At 69.3% G+C, this 16,616-nt stretch carries 15 protein-coding genes; 2 read left to right on the top strand and 13 right to left on the bottom strand.

Features of this window, described 5'->3' with window-relative positions; genetic code table 11:
* Window positions 1–126: 126 nt before the first annotated feature.
* The 9 genes from BO226_RS05670 to BO226_RS05630 all read right to left on the bottom strand — a co-directional run bounded on the left by BO226_RS05670 (window position 127) and on the right by BO226_RS05630 (window position 12,568).
* Window positions 127–2,640, bottom strand: coding sequence for a [protein-PII] uridylyltransferase (locus BO226_RS05670; protein ID WP_071934781.1), 2,514 nt, complete (start codon window positions 2,638–2,640; stop codon window positions 127–129).
* Entirely contained in the window at window positions 2,630–2,968 is a 339-nt protein-coding gene (locus BO226_RS05665; protein WP_006551220.1) for a P-II family nitrogen regulator, read from the bottom strand. Before BO226_RS05665 ends, BO226_RS05670 begins: the two co-directional genes overlap by 11 nt.
* 63 nt (window positions 2,969–3,031) lie before the next feature.
* Window positions 3,032–4,339 carry an ammonium transporter gene (locus tag BO226_RS05660; RefSeq protein WP_006551219.1) on the bottom strand — a complete coding sequence of 436 codons (1,308 nt, stop codon included), beginning with the start codon at window positions 4,337–4,339 and terminating at the stop codon, window positions 3,032–3,034.
* A gap of 221 nt (window positions 4,340–4,560) precedes the next feature.
* A complete protein-coding gene (ftsY, locus tag BO226_RS05655) occupies window positions 4,561–6,168 on the bottom strand; it encodes a signal recognition particle-docking protein FtsY (RefSeq protein ID WP_071934780.1) in 1,608 nt (535 codons plus the stop codon).
* A gap of 12 nt (window positions 6,169–6,180) precedes the next feature.
* The gene (gene smc, locus BO226_RS05650) at window positions 6,181–9,807 is read right to left on the bottom strand and encodes a chromosome segregation protein SMC (protein ID WP_071934779.1); all 3,627 of its coding nucleotides are present in this window, start codon (window positions 9,805–9,807) and stop codon (window positions 6,181–6,183) included.
* Window positions 9,808–9,843: 36 nt separating this feature from the next.
* Entirely contained in the window at window positions 9,844–10,788 is a 945-nt protein-coding gene (locus BO226_RS05645) for an SMP-30/gluconolactonase/LRE family protein (protein ID WP_024100620.1), read from the bottom strand.
* A gap of 87 nt (window positions 10,789–10,875) precedes the next feature.
* Window positions 10,876–11,163: an acylphosphatase gene (locus BO226_RS05640; RefSeq protein WP_024100619.1), complete on the bottom strand. Its 288-nt coding sequence runs from the start codon at window positions 11,161–11,163 to the stop codon at window positions 10,876–10,878.
* A 3-nt stretch (window positions 11,164–11,166) separates the two neighbouring features.
* The gene (locus tag BO226_RS05635) at window positions 11,167–11,604 is read right to left on the bottom strand and encodes an OsmC family protein (protein WP_006551214.1); all 438 of its coding nucleotides are present in this window, start codon (window positions 11,602–11,604) and stop codon (window positions 11,167–11,169) included.
* Complete coding sequence (locus BO226_RS05630) at window positions 11,597–12,568, bottom strand: LysR substrate-binding domain-containing protein (protein WP_064256374.1); 972 nt, start codon at window positions 12,566–12,568, stop codon at window positions 11,597–11,599. The genes BO226_RS05635 and BO226_RS05630 overlap by 8 nt, the downstream gene beginning before the upstream one ends.
* A gap of 94 nt (window positions 12,569–12,662) precedes the next feature.
* Here BO226_RS05630 and pcaH point away from each other — a divergent pair, with 94 nt between their 5' ends.
* Together pcaH and pcaG are read left to right on the top strand one after the other, a co-directional pair.
* Entirely contained in the window at window positions 12,663–13,394 is a 732-nt protein-coding gene (pcaH, locus tag BO226_RS05625) for a protocatechuate 3,4-dioxygenase subunit beta (protein ID WP_006551212.1), read from the top strand.
* A complete protein-coding gene (gene pcaG / locus BO226_RS05620) occupies window positions 13,391–14,074 on the top strand; it encodes a protocatechuate 3,4-dioxygenase subunit alpha (protein WP_006551211.1) in 684 nt (227 codons plus the stop codon). The genes pcaH and pcaG overlap by 4 nt, the downstream gene beginning before the upstream one ends.
* 37 nt (window positions 14,075–14,111) lie before the next feature.
* On the opposite strand, the gene mutM is transcribed toward pcaG, so the two are convergent.
* The 4 genes from mutM to BO226_RS05600 are packed head-to-tail and all read right to left on the bottom strand — an operon-like array spanning window position 14,112 to window position 16,596.
* On the bottom strand, window positions 14,112–14,975 hold the full coding sequence (gene mutM, locus BO226_RS05615) for a bifunctional DNA-formamidopyrimidine glycosylase/DNA-(apurinic or apyrimidinic site) lyase (protein WP_006551210.1): 864 nt from the start codon (window positions 14,973–14,975) through the stop codon (window positions 14,112–14,114).
* A 6-nt stretch (window positions 14,976–14,981) separates the two neighbouring features.
* Entirely contained in the window at window positions 14,982–15,785 is an 804-nt protein-coding gene (gene rnc / locus BO226_RS05610) for a ribonuclease III (protein ID WP_071934778.1), read from the bottom strand.
* An 11-nt stretch (window positions 15,786–15,796) separates the two neighbouring features.
* Complete coding sequence (gene rpmF, locus BO226_RS05605) at window positions 15,797–15,979, bottom strand: 50S ribosomal protein L32 (RefSeq protein WP_006551208.1); 183 nt, start codon at window positions 15,977–15,979, stop codon at window positions 15,797–15,799.
* Window positions 15,980–15,981: 2 nt separating this feature from the next.
* On the bottom strand, window positions 15,982–16,596 hold the full coding sequence (locus BO226_RS05600; RefSeq protein ID WP_006551207.1) for a YceD family protein: 615 nt from the start codon (window positions 16,594–16,596) through the stop codon (window positions 15,982–15,984).
* Between the last annotated feature and the right edge of the window lie 20 nt (window positions 16,597–16,616).

The following is a 16,616-nucleotide window of genomic DNA, read 5'->3' as shown; positions in this document are numbered from 1 at the left end:
AATGCGCTCCTGAGCTCTGACGAAGATGCGGACATTGCTGCGAACCAGGGTAACCGCTCCCGATCCGTCGCGATCGCGGGTGGCCACACCACAGCGCGGGCCACCCGCGCGGTCACGATCCGTCGGTCACGCTCTGTCGACGGGTGCGGGCGGCTCGGGAGCAGGCAGGACCGACAACAGTTCCTTCTCGAGATGTTCCCGGGAGACACGGGTGTGGGCACCGGCGAGATCGACGCAGAACGAGTCGATCACCGTCGAACCCAGCGTGCTCACCCGCGCCCACCGCACGTCGGCTCCGACACGCTCGAAGACGTCCGCGAGACGGCACAGCAGACCGATCCGGTCCTCCGACCGGATCTCGAGCACGACCTGGTCCGATTCGGATCCTTCGAACCAGATGATCCGCGGCGGCGCGAGAGCGGCGCTGACCGGAACCGCCCGGGCCGTTCGCTCGGGAAGCCGGCTCTCCCGTTCGGCGCGGTCCTTGGCCTCGAGGGCACCGAGGAGGTCGAGATCGCCGGAGCGCGCCCGCACGAGTTCCTGCCGGAGCAGGGCCGCTTCAGGCGGTGAACCGAATCTCGGAGCCACGACGAAGCTGTTGACCGTGCTGCCGGCGTGACTGCCGATCGAGGCCGACAGCACCCGCAGACCGTGCAGGGAGAGCACACCGGCCTCGTCGGAGAGCACGCCCCGCTCGTCGGGCGCGACGAAGGTCGCGGAGAAGCTGCGGCCGTCCTCGCGTGGTTCGAGCGCGACGTGCAGGGCGCCGTCCTCGGCGAGGTTCGCGAGGGCGGGATCGATCGGATCCGGTGCCGGCAGCTCGTCCCCCGCCATCATCATGCGGCAGCGGCGCACGAGTTCCCGGATCAGCGACGCCTTCCAGTCCCCCCACACCCCCGGGCCGGTGGCCTGCGAATCTGCCTCGGCCAAGGCGTGGAGCAGGTCGAGCAGCACCGGATCCCCGTCGAGGGCGCCGACGACCGCGGCCACGGTCTCCGGATCGTCGAGGTCGCGGCGGGTCGCGGTGTGCGGCAGGAGCAGATGGTGCCGCACCATCGAGGTGAGCAGCGCCAGATCCGAAGGCCACAGGCCCATCCGCCGCCCGATCTGCAGGGCCAGTTCGGCACCGACCACGCTGTGGTCGCCGCCGCGTCCCTTCCCGATGTCGTGCAGCAACGCGCCGAGAACGAGCAGGTCCGGACGGGAGACCCGCGTCGTCAGTTCGCTCGCGTACACGGCGGTCTCGACGAGGTGCCTGTCGACGGTCCACGTGTGGACGGCGTCGCGGGGCGGCAGGTCGCGCACCGCACCCCATTCGGGGAGCAACCTCCCCCACAGTCCGGTGCGGTCCAGCGACTCGATGACGTCGACCGCGCGACGTCCCGAGCCGAGCAGCACCAGGAAGTCGTCGAGGGCTTCCCGGGGCCAGGGTTCGCGCAGCTCCGGTGCGTGATCGGCGAGTCGGGTGAGCGTGGCCGCAGAGACGGGCAGTCCGGCCTGCGCAGCGGCCGCCGCGACCCGCGTGATCAGGCCCGGATCGCGACGCGGATGCGCGTCGCGTGCGAGGGCGACCTCTCCCCCGTGCTCGACGACCCCTTCGTCGAGCGGACGCCGCACCGGTCCGCGGCGCAGACGCGACAGACCCTTGCGCGGCAGCGAATTGGCCGCGGTGCGCAGACCGACGTCGACGGAATAGCTGATCGTGCGGGCCGATTCGGTGAGCACCCGCGCAAGATCGAAACGGTCGCCGATCCGCAGCGCCGCGGCGATCTCGTCGGCGTCCTGCGCGCGCAGCTGGTCGCGGGAGCGGCCGGCGACGCGGTGCAGCTCGGTGCGTACATCGAGCAGTCGCCGGTGGGCGGCCGCGAGCCCGCCGCCCGGGACGTCGGGTCCGAGTCCTGGCATGCCGTCGGTGAGCTGCGCAACGGACAGGGCATTGAGCAACTGCACGTCCCGCAACCCGCCGCGACCGCTCTTGAGGTCGGGTTCGGCCCGGTGGGCGATCTGCCCGCTGCGCTGCCATCGCACCTCAATCGTCTCGATGAGTTCGTCGAAGCGGGACCGGATGCCGGTGCGCCACTGCCGTCGCACACCACCGATGAGCAGATTGCTCAGCTGGGCGTCGCCCGCGATGTGCCGCGCCTCGAGCATTCCCAACGCGGCCGTCAGATCGGACGAGAACACCTGGAGGGCCTGGGGCACCGTCCGGACACTGTGGTCGAGCTTGATGTGCGCGTCCCACAGCGGGTACCAGAGCTCGTCGGCGACCTTCGACACGACGGACGGCGCCATGTCGTCGTGGAGGAGGATGAGATCGAGATCGGAGTACGGGAGCATCTCGCGGCGTCCGAGACCCCCGACGGCGACGATGGCGAAGCCTCCCTCGCGCTTGATGCCGAGTTCGGAGCCCTTCGTCGTCAACCAGAATTCGTGCAGGTCCACGAGGGCGTGGCGCAGGGCCACGGTGTCGAGGCGGCGGCTGCGGGGGCCGCCGGAGAGCAGGGTGTCGCGGGCGGCCGCCAGATCGGCGGCGCCCGCCGGTGCGGTTGTGCGGGCCGAGGACACCGAAGGCCCCGATCCCGCTGCCGAAGCAGCGCGATCAGGGCCTCGAGTGCCGGACCCCTGGGGGTCAGAGCGCATCCGAACCTCGTTCTCCGGTGCGGACCCGGACAACGGCTTCCACGGGCGTGACCCACACCTTGCCGTCGCCGATCTTGCCGGTACGGGAGGCCTCGACGATGGTCTCGACGACCTTGTCGACAGCGGAGTCGTCGATGACGACCTCGACACGGACCTTCGGCACGAAGTCGACGGAGTACTCGGCTCCGCGGTAGACCTCGGTGTGGCCCTTCTGGCGGCCGTACCCCTGCACCTCGCTGACTGTCATTCCCAGCACACCGGCCTGCTCCAGGCCTGCCTTGACGTCCTCGAGCGTGAACGGCTTGATGATCGCCGTGATCAGCTTCATATCCTCATCCTTCCCAGAGCCCGCTGGCCGCTGTCATCCCTGCTCACTGTCGTGGTCTTCTTATCACTTGAGAGCCGGCGCGAAGTCGTATGCGGATTCCGCATGTTCGGCTTCGTCGATACCGCGGGCCTCTTCCTCGTCGCTCACACGCCAGCCCATGGGCTTGAGTGCGAAGGCGATCACTGCGGTGACGACGGCGGTGAACACCAGGGCGACGACTGCGATGACGATCTGGATGACGAGCTGCTTGTAATCGCCACCGTAGAACAATCCGGTCTCGGTGCCGAGGAAGCCGATGGCGACCGTGCCCCACAGGCCGGACACGAGGTGGACACCCACGACGTCGAGCGAGTCGTCGTAACCGAACTTGTACTTCAGACCCACCGCGAGGGCGGACAGGACACCGGCGATGACGCCGAGGGCGATCGATCCGACCGGGCTCAGCGAGCCGGCAGCGGGGGTGATGGCGACCAGGCCGGCGACGGTACCGGACGCGGCACCGAGACTGGTGGCCTTGCCGTCACGGATGCGCTCGGTGAGGAGCCAGCCGAGGATGGCGGCGGCGGTGGCGGTGGTGGTGTTGACCCAGGCCAGGCCGGCAGTACCGTCGGCGGCGAAGGCCGAACCGGCGTTGAAGCCGAACCATCCGAACCACAGCAGCGCGGCACCGAGCATGACGAACGGCAGGTTGTGCGGACGGAAGGCGGTGCGACCGAAGCCGGCACGCTTGCCGATGACGACGGCCAGGACGAGAGCGGCGATACCGGCGTTGATGTGCACGACCGTGCCACCGGCGAAGTCGATCGGCTCCACCGCGGCGCTGACCTCTCCGCCGTCCTCGACGGTGCCGAACATGGCCGCTGCGATGCTGTCCTCGGAGCCCGAGAGCAGGCCACCACCCCACACCATGTGGGCGAGCGGGAAGTAGGCGCAGGTGACCCAGATGGCCGCGAACGCCATCCACGTACCGAACTTCACGCGCTCGGCCAGTGCACCGCTGATCAGGGCGGTGGTGATGATCGCGAAGGTCACCTGGAAACCGATGTCGATGATCTGCGGGTAGTTGCCCGAACCACTTGCAAGGAACTCACCATCCTCGCCGTACATGGCTCCCTGCAGACCGAACTGCTCGAAGGGGTTCGCGAAGATCCCGAGTACGCTCTCGTTGCCGTAGGACATCGACCAGCCCCACAGGACGTAGATGACCCCGATCACGGCCATCGCGCCGAAGGACATCATCATCATGTTGAGCACGGACTTGGAACGGGACATCCCGCCGTAGAAGAACGCCAGGCCCGGGGTCATCAGAAGCACGAGCGACGCTGCTATCAGCATCCACGCTGCGTCGCCGGTGTTCACCACTTCCTCCACTTGCAACCTCCCTGTAGGCCGCGCCGAGCGGCGCGTTGTCGAGGGAAAGCTTGCTGCCCGGATGTTTCCGTGGAGGCGCCGCGCTGTTTCGTGGGCGTGAACGCAGGAACCGACCTTGTTTCATCCTTGTTTCACACTTTTCGGACACCGCATCCCCACCTACGGAACCGGCCGCTGCCCGCATGAGCGGACAGCGGCCGGAACAACGGACGCGGTGCGGATCAGCCCAACAGGGCGTCCACGAAGGCTTCCGGTTCGAAGGGGGCGAGATCGTCGGCGCCCTCACCGAGACCCACCAGCTTCACCGGGACGCCGAGTTCGTGCTGCACCTGGAAGACGATGCCGCCCTTGGCGGTTCCGTCGAGCTTGGTGAGCACCACACCGGTGATGTCGACGACCTCGGCGAACACGCGGGCCTGCATCAGACCGTTCTGGCCGATCGTCGCGTCGAGGACGAGCAGAACCTCGTCGACGGCGGCCTTCTTCTCCACGACGCGCTTGACCTTGCCGAGCTCGTCCATCAGGCCGGTCTTGGTGTGCAGGCGGCCGGCGGTGTCGACGAGGACCGCGTCGACACCGTTGTCGATGCCCCTCGCGACGGCATCGAACGCCACCGCGGCCGGATCGGCGGCCTCCTTGCCGCGGACGACCTCGGCGCCGACGCGTTCGGCCCAGGTCTGCAGCTGGTCGGCGGCCGCGGCACGGAATGTGTCGGCGGCACCGAGCAGCACCCGGCGTCCGTCCGCGACGAGCACGCGGGCGAGCTTGCCGGTCGTCGTGGTCTTTCCGGTGCCGTTGACACCGACGACGAGCAGCACCGCGGGATGGTCCTCGTGCGGGAGGGCCCGGATGGAGCGGTCGAGCTCGGGGCGGAGCTCATCGACAAGCACGCTGCGCAGCACGGCGCGGGCGTCGGCCTCGCTGCGCACGTTGTTCACGACCATCTCCTCACGCAGACGGTCGACGATCTTGGTGGTCGTCGCGGCACCGAGGTCGGCCACGAGCAGCGTGTCCTCGATCTCCTCCCAGGAGTCCTCGTCGAGATCGCCACCACCGAGCAGGCCGAGCAGGCTCTTGCCGACCGCCGACTGCGAGCGGGCCAGACGGCCGCGCAGGCGGACAAGGCGACCTGCGGTGGGTTCGATCTCCTCGATCGGGGCTGCCGGAGGAACAGCGGCCGGTCCGGCCGGTTCGACGATTTCCGGTTCGACGACCTCGGGTTCGGTGACCTCGGGTTCGGCAACGGTCTCTGTCGCCGGGGCGGGCTCGACCTCGGGCTCGACGGGCTCCGGAGCGGGACGCTCCGGCTCCGGGGCGACCTCGGGCTCGACCGGCTCCGGTTCGGCAGGCTTCGGCTCCGCAGGCTCCGGCTCGGGCTTGGGCTCGACCTTCGGCTCAGGCTTCGGTTCGACCTTCGGCTCGGGCTTCGGTTCCGCCTTCGGCTCGGGCTTCGGTTCCGCCTTCGGCGCGGGCGCAGGTTCCGCCTTCCGCTCGGCGGGTGCGGGTGCGCTCGGCGGAGCTTCGGTGATCTCCTCCGGCAACGGCACCGTGCGGGGCGCCGGCTCCGGCTTCACCGCAGGCTTCGGTGCCGGTTTCGGCGCAGGTCGGGGGGCCGGCGCCGGTGGCGCGGCCGTGCCCTGCGAGAAACTGAATCCGCTCTGCGCCTTGTAACCGCCCGAGCGGTCCTTTGTCTCGGCGGAATCGAGCTGCGGGGTCTCGGGCGCCTTCAGCGACACCTGCCGCCGCCGGTAGAGGGTCAGACCGACGACGAGCGCGACGAGAACGACCGCCAGCGCGGCGGCGATGACTATCCAGGCTCCGGTACTCACGCACCCATACTGTCAGGCCTGGAGCTCTTCCTCCGGTTCGGGGACCGGTGTCGCGATCTCGCGTCCGCGCAGTCGCTGCGAGATGACCCGGGTGATGCCGTCGCCCCGCATGCTCACGCCGTACAGCGCGTCGGCGACCTCCATCGTCGGCTTCTGGTGGGTGATGACGATGAGTTGGGACTTCTCGCGCAGCTGCTCGAACAGCCCGATCAACCGTCGCAGGTTGGTGTCGTCGAGCGCGGCCTCGACCTCGTCCATCACGTAAAAGGGCGACGGACGGGCCCGGAAGATCGCGACCAGCATCGCCACCGCGGTCAGGGACTTCTCGCCGCCCGACAGCAGCGACAGGCGCTTGACCTTCTTGCCCGGCGGGCGGGCCTCGACCTCGATGCCGGTGGTGAGCATGTCGCTCGGGTCGGTGAGCACGAGCCGCCCCTCACCGCCGGGGAACAACTTCGCGAAGACCTGTTCGAACTCGCGCTCGACGTCGGCGTACGCCTCGGTGAACACCTGCAGGATTCGCGCGTCGACCTCCTCGACGACAGCGAGCAGGTCCTTGCGGGCGCTCTTGACGTCCTCGAGCTGGGTAGACAGGAAGTTGTACCGCTCCTCGAGCGCCGCGAACTCCTCCAGTGCGAGCGGGTTGACGCGTCCGAGCGTCGCGAGATCCTTCTCGGCGCGCTTGGCCCGCCGCTCCTGGGTGACCCGGTCGTAGGGCATCGGTTGGGGAGCGACGACCTGTTCGCCGCGTTCGCGGGCCTGCTCGTACTCGGCCATCTCCAGCGGCGTCGGCGGCAGCGGCACGTCGGGGCCGTACTCGGCCACGAGGTCGTCGAGGGCGATGCCGTGCTGCTCGAGGATGGTCTGTTCGAGTTGCTCGATCCGGAGCGAGGCCTGCGCCCGGGCCACTTCGTCGCGATGCACCGCGTCGGTGAGCTGGTCGCGCTGCACGGACAGTTCGCGGACGAGTTCGCGGGCCCGTTCGAGTTGCTCGGCGCATTCGGCGCGGCGCCGGTTCAGGTCGTCGCGCTGTGCGAGTGCCGTCGCTACGGCCACCTCGAGTTGTTCGGCGAGTCGCTGCCCTGATTCGGCCACCGCCGCGGCGACGGCCGCCGCCTGACGACGCGCGACGCGGGCACGTTCGGCACGAGCGCGGGCCTCGCGCTCGGCCTGCGCGGCGCGGCGGAGCGAATCCGCTTTGCCCCGAAGCGCTTCGGCACGTTCCTCGGCCGTGCGTGCCGCGAGTCGCGCCTCGATCTCGACGGCCCGGACCTCGGCGAGGGCGGTCGCGGCCATCTCCCGCTCGGCGGCGGTGTGATCGGTGCCCGCACCGTCGCTACTTCCGGCCGAGTCGTCCTCGGCCAGGCGCAGTCGCTCCTCGAGCTCGACCAGCTTCTCCCGTGCCGCGTCGCGTTCCTTCTCTGCCTCCGTGCGTTGGGCTGCGAGGCGTCCGGATTCGGCGTGAGCGGTGCGTGCCGCCTGGCCGAGCCGACCGAGTTGTTCGTAGACGGCCGACATCGCCGCGTCGGACTCGTTGAGCGCGGCGAGAGTCTGTTCGACGTGTTCGGCGCGTTCAGCCTGTTCCGCGAGTGCGCCCGCGAGGGCTGCGGCCAGTTCCTCGGAGCGACGTTCGGCCTGTTCGAGGCCGGCATGGGAGGTGTCGATCGCCGCCTGGATCTCGAGGGTGCTCGGGGCGCGGTGCGAGCCGCCGACCACCCAGCCCGCGCCGGCGAGGTCTCCTCCGCGTGTCACGGCGCGCAGATCGGGCCGGGCAGCGCAGACCCCGAGCGCAGTGGGCAGGTCGTCGACCACGACGGTGCGGGCCAGCAGGCCGTCGACGCCTCCGCGCAGGTCGGCAGGGCACTCGACGACCTCGCGGAGCCATCGGGCACCGGACGGCAGGTCGCCGGTGTCGGTGGGACCGGCAGTGCCGGGCAGGACGAATGCCACCCGGCCCTGGTCGGCTTCGGCGAGCGCTGCGACCGCCGAGATCGCGGCGTCGGCCGACTCCACCTCGAGGGCGTCGGCCGCGGCGCCGAAGGCAGCTGCGACGGCGGCCTCGTATCCCGGGGACACCCGGAGCCGGTCGGCGAGGCGCCCCACGAGTCCGTCGCCGGAACGCGTGTCGATCAGCCAGGCCGCGCCGTCGGTGCGTTCGAGTCCCATCGACAGGGCTTCGATACGGGCGCCGAGCGAGGCGACCACCTTGCCCGCGGCGCGTTCTGCCTCCTGGAGTTCGGTGACCCGCTCGTCGGCGAGCCGCTGTGCTTCCAGCGCTCGTTCGTGCTGCGCGTCGGCGTCGATCTCACCGGCGTCGAGATCGTCGATGCGTGCCTGAGCGGTCTCGAACTCGGCCTGTGCGGCGACGCCGCGGAGCCGGGCATCCTCGATGGCGACGGTCAGGCGTGCGATCTCCGCGTCGATCGATTCGGCGCGGGTGCGCATCGTCTCGACCTGGCCTGCGAGACGCGCGAGGCCCTCGCGCCGGTCGGCGACGGCACGCACCGCGGCCAGATGTGCGCGTTCGGCGGCCGCTGCGGCCTCCTCCTGCGCGGCGAGCTGCTCGCGGGCCGCCTCGAGGGCTCCGTGCGCGATCTCGACGGCCTCGACCAGTTCCGCTTCCTCGGCGGCGATCCGGTCGGCACGGGCTTCCATCTCGTCGGGATCCTGACCGGAACGGTCCTCGGGTTCGGCGTGCAGGTGCCGGGCGCGTTCCTGCGCGACCCGCACGGTCGCCGAGACGCGCTCGGCGAGGGCGGACAGGCGGAACCAGGTCTGCGACGCCGCTTCGGCACCGGGAGTGAGCTGCGCGAGGGCCTGTTCGTGGCGGGCGAGTTCGGCGTTAGCGTCGTCGAAGGCCGCGAGCACGGTGTCGAGCCGCTCCCGGACCATCTTTTCCTGCTCGTCGTGCCCGGCGAGTTCGGCGCGGCGCGTGACGAGGTCGTCGGCGGCCAGACGTAACCGCGCGTCGCGCAGGTCGGCCTGGATGGTCTGGGCGCGACGCGCGACCTCGGCCTGCCGGCCGAGCGGTTTGAGCTGGCGGCGCAGCTCGGCGGTGAGGTCGGTGAGGCGCGCGAGGTTGGCCTGCATCGAGTCGAGCTTGCGCAGCGCCTTTTCCTTGCGCTTGCGGTGCTTGAGGACGCCGGCGGCCTCCTCGATGAAGGCGCGTCGGTCCTCCGGGCGGGATTCGAGGATCGCGGCGAGGCGGCCCTGACCGACGATGACGTGCATCTCGCGGCCGATACCGGAGTCGGACAACAGTTCCTGTACGTCCATGAGACGGCAGGAACTGCCGTTGATCTCGTACTCGCCCGCGCCGTCGCGGAACATGCGGCGAGTGACGGACACCTCGGAGTACTCGATGGGCAGCGCACCGTCGGAGTTGTCGATGGTGAGCGTGACCTCGGCGCGTCCGAGCGGCGGGCGGCCGGCGGTTCCGGCGAAGATGACGTCCTGCATCTTGCCGCCGCGCAGGGCCTTGGCGCCCTGCTCCCCCATCACCCAGGTGAGTGCGTCGACGACGTTCGACTTGCCGGACCCGTTGGGGCCCACCACACAGGTGATACCCGGTTCGAAACGGAGAGTCGTCGACGAGGCGAAGGACTTGAAGCCCTTCAACGTCAGACTCTTGAGGTACATGGGTGAGAACTCTACCGGCGGGTTGTGACTGCTTTCCTAGGCCGGGTGCACCGCGCGGACCGTCCCGTCGAAACCGGTCGTGTACAGGACGTTCGGGTCCCAGCCCGGTCCCGAACCGAAGGCGAGCGAGGACATCAGCGGGATGCCCTCGGCGATGCGGCAGCTGTGCCCGGTCGCCGGATCGACCCGCAGGACCGCGCCGGCGAGGTTGAGCGCGATGTACAGCGCGCCGTCGGGACCGATCGTGAGGTCGTCGGGCATAGAGAGCAGCCCCGGCCCGGGCAGGTCGATGCTGCGCACGGGTCCTTCGAGGTCGCGTGCGTCGAGGATGTGGAGCCGGTTGACGTTCTCGAAGGTCGTCACGGTGTAGACGGTGTCGCCGTCGACGGCGATGCCGTTGACGGATCCGAGATCGGTACGGACGACGCGGGCCTCGCCACCGCCGGCGGGCACGAGGGTGAGTCCGACCTCGCCGAGATCGCGTGAGGTGAGCATCGATCCGTCCGACAGCCGGCCGAGGCCGTTGGGCATGACCAGCCCGGTGCCGTGGGTGCCGCGTTCACCCGTATCGAGGTCGAGCGTGTCGATCGTGCCGTCGGCGATCCCGGCCAGCCCCGAGACGGTCGTGTTGCCCACGTTCAGGTACACGGTGGGAACGTCGACGACGATGCCGCCCGGACCGGTCACCTCGGACAGCACGGTGGTCACGCTGCCGTCGGGAGTGATCCGGCGCAGCGCTCCGGGGCCGACGAAGGAGGTGTCCGAGACGAGCAGACTGCCCCGCTCGTCGAACGCAAGGTTCTCGAGGACACCGAGCCCCGACGCGACCGTCGTGACGGACCGCGGTGCGCAGGCAGCCGGACCGGCCGCCGCCGGTGCTGTGGCAGCGGGACCGGCCGCCGCCGGTGCTGCGGCCAGGGGTGCCACTGCCACAGCGGCGGCTGCTGCCGCCACCATCGTCGAACGTGCACGCCTGCCCATATGTCTCCCCCTCGCCGACCGCGACCCCCGGCCGCGTGCACCCGATCGCGACAGGATACCAAGCCGAACGGACAAACAGGACGGACGTCAACGTTCGACGAAACCGTCGAGGTCGCCGCGCGCGGGATCCCACGAGTCGACGACGAGCCGCACCTCACCGGGGGTGTCGTCGGACCGCAGCCACGCGAGGAGCTGTTCGAGTGCCGGCCGGGGGCCCTCGGCCACGACCATGACGCGACCGTCGGGATGATTCGTCGCGTGCCCGACGAGACCGAGTTCGAGTGCGCGGGCACGCGTGAACCAGCGGAAACCGACCCCCTGGACGCGGCCGTGCACCCACGCCGTGAGCCGTTCGACGTCTGCGGGGGCGCTCATCGATCAGTCCTCAGGGGTGATCGTCAGCGAGACCTCGGTGCCCGCCTCGAGCGTGCGACCCACCGTGCACACCTTGTCGACGGAGCGTTCGACGAGGGCGATGAGGCGGTCCCGTGCGTCTGCGTCGAGCTCCGACAGGTCGAGGACCATCTCCTCCTCGAGGTGCGGGTAGACCTCGTTCTCGCGGTCGGCGGCACCGGAGACGCGGATCGTCGCGTCGTAGTCGTCGCCGAGCCGGCGGGACAGCGGGAAGTCCGAAGCCATGCCGGAGCACGCGGCGAGCGCGATCTTGAGCAGCTCGCCCGGGGTGAAGACGCCCTCGACGCTCTCCGAGCCGATGAGCACCTCGGCGCCGCGGGAGCTGCGTCCGGTGTAACGGCGCGTGCCGGTGCGCTCGACCCACAGCTCGGTGGTGGGAAGGTCGGAAGTCTGGTCAGCCATGGAGGAAATCCTGCCATGTCCCGTCGACCGGGATGTCGCGCAGGATGGTCACGAAGTCCTCGACCTCGGCGGACGACGCGTCGGCACTGCGTCGCAGCACTCCGACCGGTTCGACGGTGCCCGCGGTGGGTACGTCCAGGCGCCGGACCACGCCGTCGGCGAGGTCGTCCCGGGCCGCGCGTTCGGTGGTGATCCACACGGCGTCGCTGCGCCGCACCACCCCGCGTGCCACGGCGAGGTCGAGTGTCTCGATCAGCCCGACCGGCAGTCGCAGGCCGTGACGTTCGAACAATGCCTCGGTCGCGTGGCGCGGTACGGTTCCGCTGGTCGCGACCACCAGGGGGTGTTCGAGCGTGTCGGCGACGGAGACGGAACGCCCGGCGAGGGGGTGGCCGGGCCGGACGACGAGGATCAGCGTCTCGGCGTACAGGAGCTCGAACGACAGCCCCACCATCCGGGACGGTTCGGCCATGCGCCCGAGGACGACGTCGAGGGCACCGGCGGCGAGCGCCGACAGCAGGACGGCATTGGGGTCGGTGCGGATCCGGATGTCCAGATCGGCGCGCACGCGGCGCAGCTCCGCCAGAGCTTCGGGGAGTACGTACCCGGCCACGGTGGGTAGGGCCCCGATCCGCAGCGGCTCGCGGGCAGGTTCGGCCGCTCCCGCCAGTGCGGCCACAGCTGCGTCCAGTGAGGTGGTGACGTCCTGCGCGTATCGCAGGAAGCGGTGACCCGCCGCGGTGAGGCGCGCACCGTGTCGGCCGCGGTCGAGGAGTTTCGCTCCGGCGAGCACCTCGAGCTCGTTGAGTGTCTTCGTGACGGCCGGCTGACTCAGCTGCAACAGCTCGGCGGCCCGACCGACCTGCCCCTCGCGCGCGACGGTGACGAAACATCTCAGGTGCCGGAGGCGGATGCGTCGCACCTGCTCCGGGACGGACGAGGACGGACCGAACGCGGATTGCATTACTGAAAGTTATGAATCAACTGCCTTTTTGTCAATTTACATGAGTTTTTATTCACCTTATGGTTGTGTCCACAGCTCAGAGATCGGAGATCGCATGTCCACCGGCGAATACGTCGAGCGCGACCACACACTGCACCCACCCGCGCTCACCCCCGGCTACCGCACGTCGGTGCTGCGCGCACCGCGCAACGCGCTCATCACGCCGAAGCCGACCCTGTCGGAGATCACCGGACCCGTCTTCCGCAGCGACGAGCTCGGCGCCCTCGACAACGACCTGATCCTGAACTTCTCGAAGGACGGCCTGCCGATCGGTGAGCGCATCATCGTCCACGGCTTCGTCAAGGACGAGTTCGGCAATCCGGTCGAGGGCGCACTCGTCGAGGTGTGGCAGGCCAACGCCGGTGGCCGGTACCGCCACAAGAAGGACACCTATCTCGCTCCCATCGATCCGAACTTCGGCGGTTGCGGGCGGATGCTCACGGACGCGAACGGCTACTACCAGTTCCGGACGATCAAACCCGGCGCATATCCGTGGGGCAACAGCCGCAACGCCTGGCGCCCGGCGCACATCCACGTGTCGATCCTCGGCCGTGGGTGGGCGCAGCGCCTGATCACCCAGCTGTACTTCGAGGGCGACCCGCTCATCGAGAAGTGCCCGATCGCGCGGACGATCCCGACCGTGGATCAGCTCCGCAGCCTGATCGCCCAGGAGGACCCCGCCTCCAACGCGCCGTTCGACGCCCGCGCCTACCGCTGGGACATCACCCTGCGCGGTCGCCGCGCCACCTTCTTCGAGAACACCGACCTCCCGGGAGCCCCGCGATGAGCCTGCCCACCGATCCCTACCGGCCCGTGCCCCCGCTGCTCCCCCGCGCAATGGTCACGCGTTTCCCGGAAACGCCCTCGCAGACCGGCGGCCCGTACGTCCACATCGGGCTCGCGCCGCAGCAGGCCGGCTTCGACATCTTCGACAACAACTTCGGCAACGTCCTCGTCACCGACGAGACCGAGGGCGAGCGAATCGTGTTGGAGGGCCGCGTCATCGACGGCACCGGCACCCCGGTGCGCGACGCCCTGCTCGAGAGCTGGCAGGCGAACGCGCACGGCCGGTACGCACATCCGGACGACGCACAGGACAAGGATCTCGATCCGAACTTCCGCGGCTGGGGACGCACCGGCGGCGACTTCGAGACGGGCGTGTTCACGATCGAGACGATCAAGCCCGGGGCCGTCACCAACCCCGACGGCTCCGTCTCGGCACCCCACATCCTGCTGGTGATCTTCGCGCGCGGCATCAACCTCGGGCTGCACACGCGGGTCTACTTCGAGGACGAGGCCGGGCTCAACGCCGAGGATCCCGTCCTGAAGGGCATCGAATGGGAGGTGCGGCGCAACACCCTGATCGCGTCGCGTTCCGAGCGCGACGGACGCACCGTCTACACGATCGACATCCGGCTGCAGGACACTCCGGACGGTGGCGCCGAGACGGTCTTCTTCGACATCTGAACCACCACCTTTCCGAACGGCCCGGTATGCGCGTGCGCTACCGGGTCGTTCGCGGTCGTGGCTGACACTTCGGGCAGCTGTACGACGAGCGGTTCATGAACTTCTCGCGGCGGATCGGCGCGCCGCAGCGTCGGCACGGCTCGTTCTCGCGTCCGTAGACGTTCAGGGAACGCTCGAAGTAGCCGGACTCCCCGTTGACGTTGACGTACAGGGCGTCGAACGACGTACCACCCTGCCCGAGGGCCTCCGCCATCACCTCGGTGGCCGCATCGAGAGCCGACCGGAGCTTCGGACGCGACAGCGCGTCGGTGGGCCGGTTGCCGTGAATCCTTGCGCGCCACAGCGCTTCGTCGGCGTAGATGTTGCCGATGCCGGAGACGACGGTCTGGTCGAGCAGCGCACGCTTGATCTCGGTGTGCTTGGTGCGCAGCACGGCCACGACCGCATCCGGGTCGAACCGGGGATCCATCGGGTCGCGGGCGATGTGCGCGACCGGCAGCGGCAGACGATCACCGTCCACCTCCACGAGCGGGGCCAGGGCCCAGCCTCCGAAGGTGCGCTGGTCGACGAAACGCAGATCGGCACCGTTGTCGAGGACGGCGCGGATACGCAGATGCTTCTCGTCCGGCACGGTCGGAGGCTGCACGAGCATCTGCCCGCTCATCCCCAGATGCACCACGAGAGCTAGATCGGCCGGTTCGAGCACGAGCCACATGTACTTGCCGCGGCGCTCGACCGAAGCGACCTTCTGACCGGTCACCTGCAGTGCGAGATCGCGCGGGCCGGGCTCGTGCCGTCGGACGGCACGCGGATGCAGCACCTGCACCGAGTCCACCGTCGCGCCGACGACGTGCGCGTCGAGTCCGCGACGGACCACCTCGACCTCGGGAAGTTCGGGCACCTGCGGTCAGTTGTCCTCGGTGGGCGTGTCGGCGGATCCGGACTGCTGGTCGGGAGCCCCGGCATCACCGGTCTCGGCAGCAGTGCCCTCGGTCAGCGCGTTCCATGCGGCCGACGCGGCCTTCTGCTCGGCTTCCTTCTTGGTGCGTCCGACACCGGTGCCGTAGGGATTGCCACCGATGAGGGCGGTGGCGGTGAATTCCTTGTCGTGATCCGGACCGGTGGCGGTGATCTCGTAGGCGGGAACACCGAGACCGCGCTCGGCGGTGAGTTCCTGCAGACTCGTCTTCCAGTCCAGACCGGCACCTAGGCGCGGGCCGCGTTCGAGCAGTGCGGCGAACAGGCGCAGAACCACTTCGCGCGCGACGTCGATTCCGTGCGCGAGATGGACGGCGCCGAGGAGCGATTCCATTCCGTCGGCCAGGATGCTGGCCTTGTCGCGTCCGCCCGTCAGTTCCTCGCCCTTGCCGAGCAGGAGATGCACTCCGAGCCCGCCTTCTCCGAGGCCGCGCGCCACCTCGGCGAGCGCGTGCATGTTGACAACGCTCGCGCGGATCTTGGCGAGTTCGCCCTCGGACTTGTCCGGGTGGGTGAGGTAGAGCTTTTCGGTCACCGCGAGCCCGAGGACGGCATCGCCGAGGAACTCGAGACGTTCGTTGGTGGGCAATCCGCCGTTCTCGTAGGCGTACGAGCGGTGGGTGAGCGCCAAGGACAGGAGTTCTGCGTCCAGAGGCACGCCGAGGGCGGCGAGGAGAGACTCGTGGCTCTCTTCGCCGCCCTCGGTAGCTGTTTCGGAGGACTTGCTCGTCACGTGAATACCGATTAGACGGGCGCGGTCACCTGACGGCCGTTGTAGGTACCGCACGACGGGCACGCCACGTGGGGCAGCTTCTTCTCTCCGCAACCCCGGTTCGGGCAGGTGACGAGCGTCGGCGCAGTGGTGTTCCACTGGCTGCGCCGCGACCGGGTGTTGGAACGCGACATTCTGCGCTTGGGGACGGCCACGTCTACTTCTCCTCGTTGTTCGAGCTGTCGATTTGACTGCTGGGTTCTTCGGAGCCCGCGCCGAACTTGGCTGCCAACCCAGCCCAGCGAGGATCCATTGTCTCATGACGGTGCCCGGATTCTGCAATCGCCAGGCGAATGCCGCATTCGGGGCACAATCCCGCACAGTCGTCACTACACAACGGCTGCAGCGGAAGTTCCAGACCAACCGCGTTCACGAGGACCGGTTCGAGATCGATCAGATCGTTCTCGACGCGGTACACCTCGTCGTCCTCGGTGGTCTGCTCAGTGACGCTGTTCGGGTAGGCGAACAGCTCGGTGAGGTACACGTCCACCGGCTCGGTGAACGACTCGAGGCATCGAGAGCACTCGCCGAGGGCGTCGACACGAACACTACCGGTGACCAGGACGCCCTCGGACACCGACTCCAGGCGGAGATCGAGATCGATCTCGGAGCCTTCCTCGATCGCGATCAGATCGAGCCCGATGCGCGAGGGTGACGGCACCTTCCGCTCGACCGTACGCATCGAACCGGGCCGGCGGCCCAGGGAGAGCGTGTCGAACACCAGCCCCGAGTCCCGGCCGGAACGGGACGTGCTGGAATCACGGGTGGACACGGGGAACTCACCTTCTTCGG

It is taken from the genome of Rhodococcus sp. 2G, assembly GCF_001886355.1.
Taxonomy (GTDB): domain Bacteria; phylum Actinomycetota; class Actinomycetes; order Mycobacteriales; family Mycobacteriaceae; genus Rhodococcus; species Rhodococcus pyridinivorans.
The sequence above is the reverse complement of the archived record's forward strand: the minus strand, read 5'-3'. Positions and strand labels throughout refer to the sequence as shown.

Excerpts from the sequence above, each read along its gene's own strand:
- BO226_RS05670 (WP_071934781.1), bottom strand. The coding sequence starts at position 2,640 with ATGCGCTCTGACCCCCAGGGGTCCGGCACTCGAGGCCCTGATCGCGCT.
- BO226_RS05665 (WP_006551220.1), bottom strand. The coding sequence starts at position 2,968 with ATGAAGCTGATCACGGCGATCATCAAGCCGTTCACGCTCGAGGACGTC.
- smc (WP_071934779.1), bottom strand. The coding sequence starts at position 9,807 with ATGTACCTCAAGAGTCTGACGTTGAAGGGCTTCAAGTCCTTCGCCTCG.
- BO226_RS05645 (WP_024100620.1), bottom strand. The coding sequence starts at position 10,788 with ATGGGCAGGCGTGCACGTTCGACGATGGTGGCGGCAGCAGCCGCCGCT.
- BO226_RS05640 (WP_024100619.1), bottom strand. The coding sequence starts at position 11,163 with ATGAGCGCCCCCGCAGACGTCGAACGGCTCACGGCGTGGGTGCACGGC.
- BO226_RS05635 (WP_006551214.1), bottom strand. The coding sequence starts at position 11,604 with ATGGCTGACCAGACTTCCGACCTTCCCACCACCGAGCTGTGGGTCGAG.
- BO226_RS05630 (WP_064256374.1), bottom strand. The coding sequence starts at position 12,568 with ATGCAATCCGCGTTCGGTCCGTCCTCGTCCGTCCCGGAGCAGGTGCGA.
- pcaH (WP_006551212.1), top strand. The coding sequence starts at position 12,663 with ATGTCCACCGGCGAATACGTCGAGCGCGACCACACACTGCACCCACCC.
- pcaG (WP_006551211.1), top strand. The coding sequence starts at position 13,391 with ATGAGCCTGCCCACCGATCCCTACCGGCCCGTGCCCCCGCTGCTCCCC.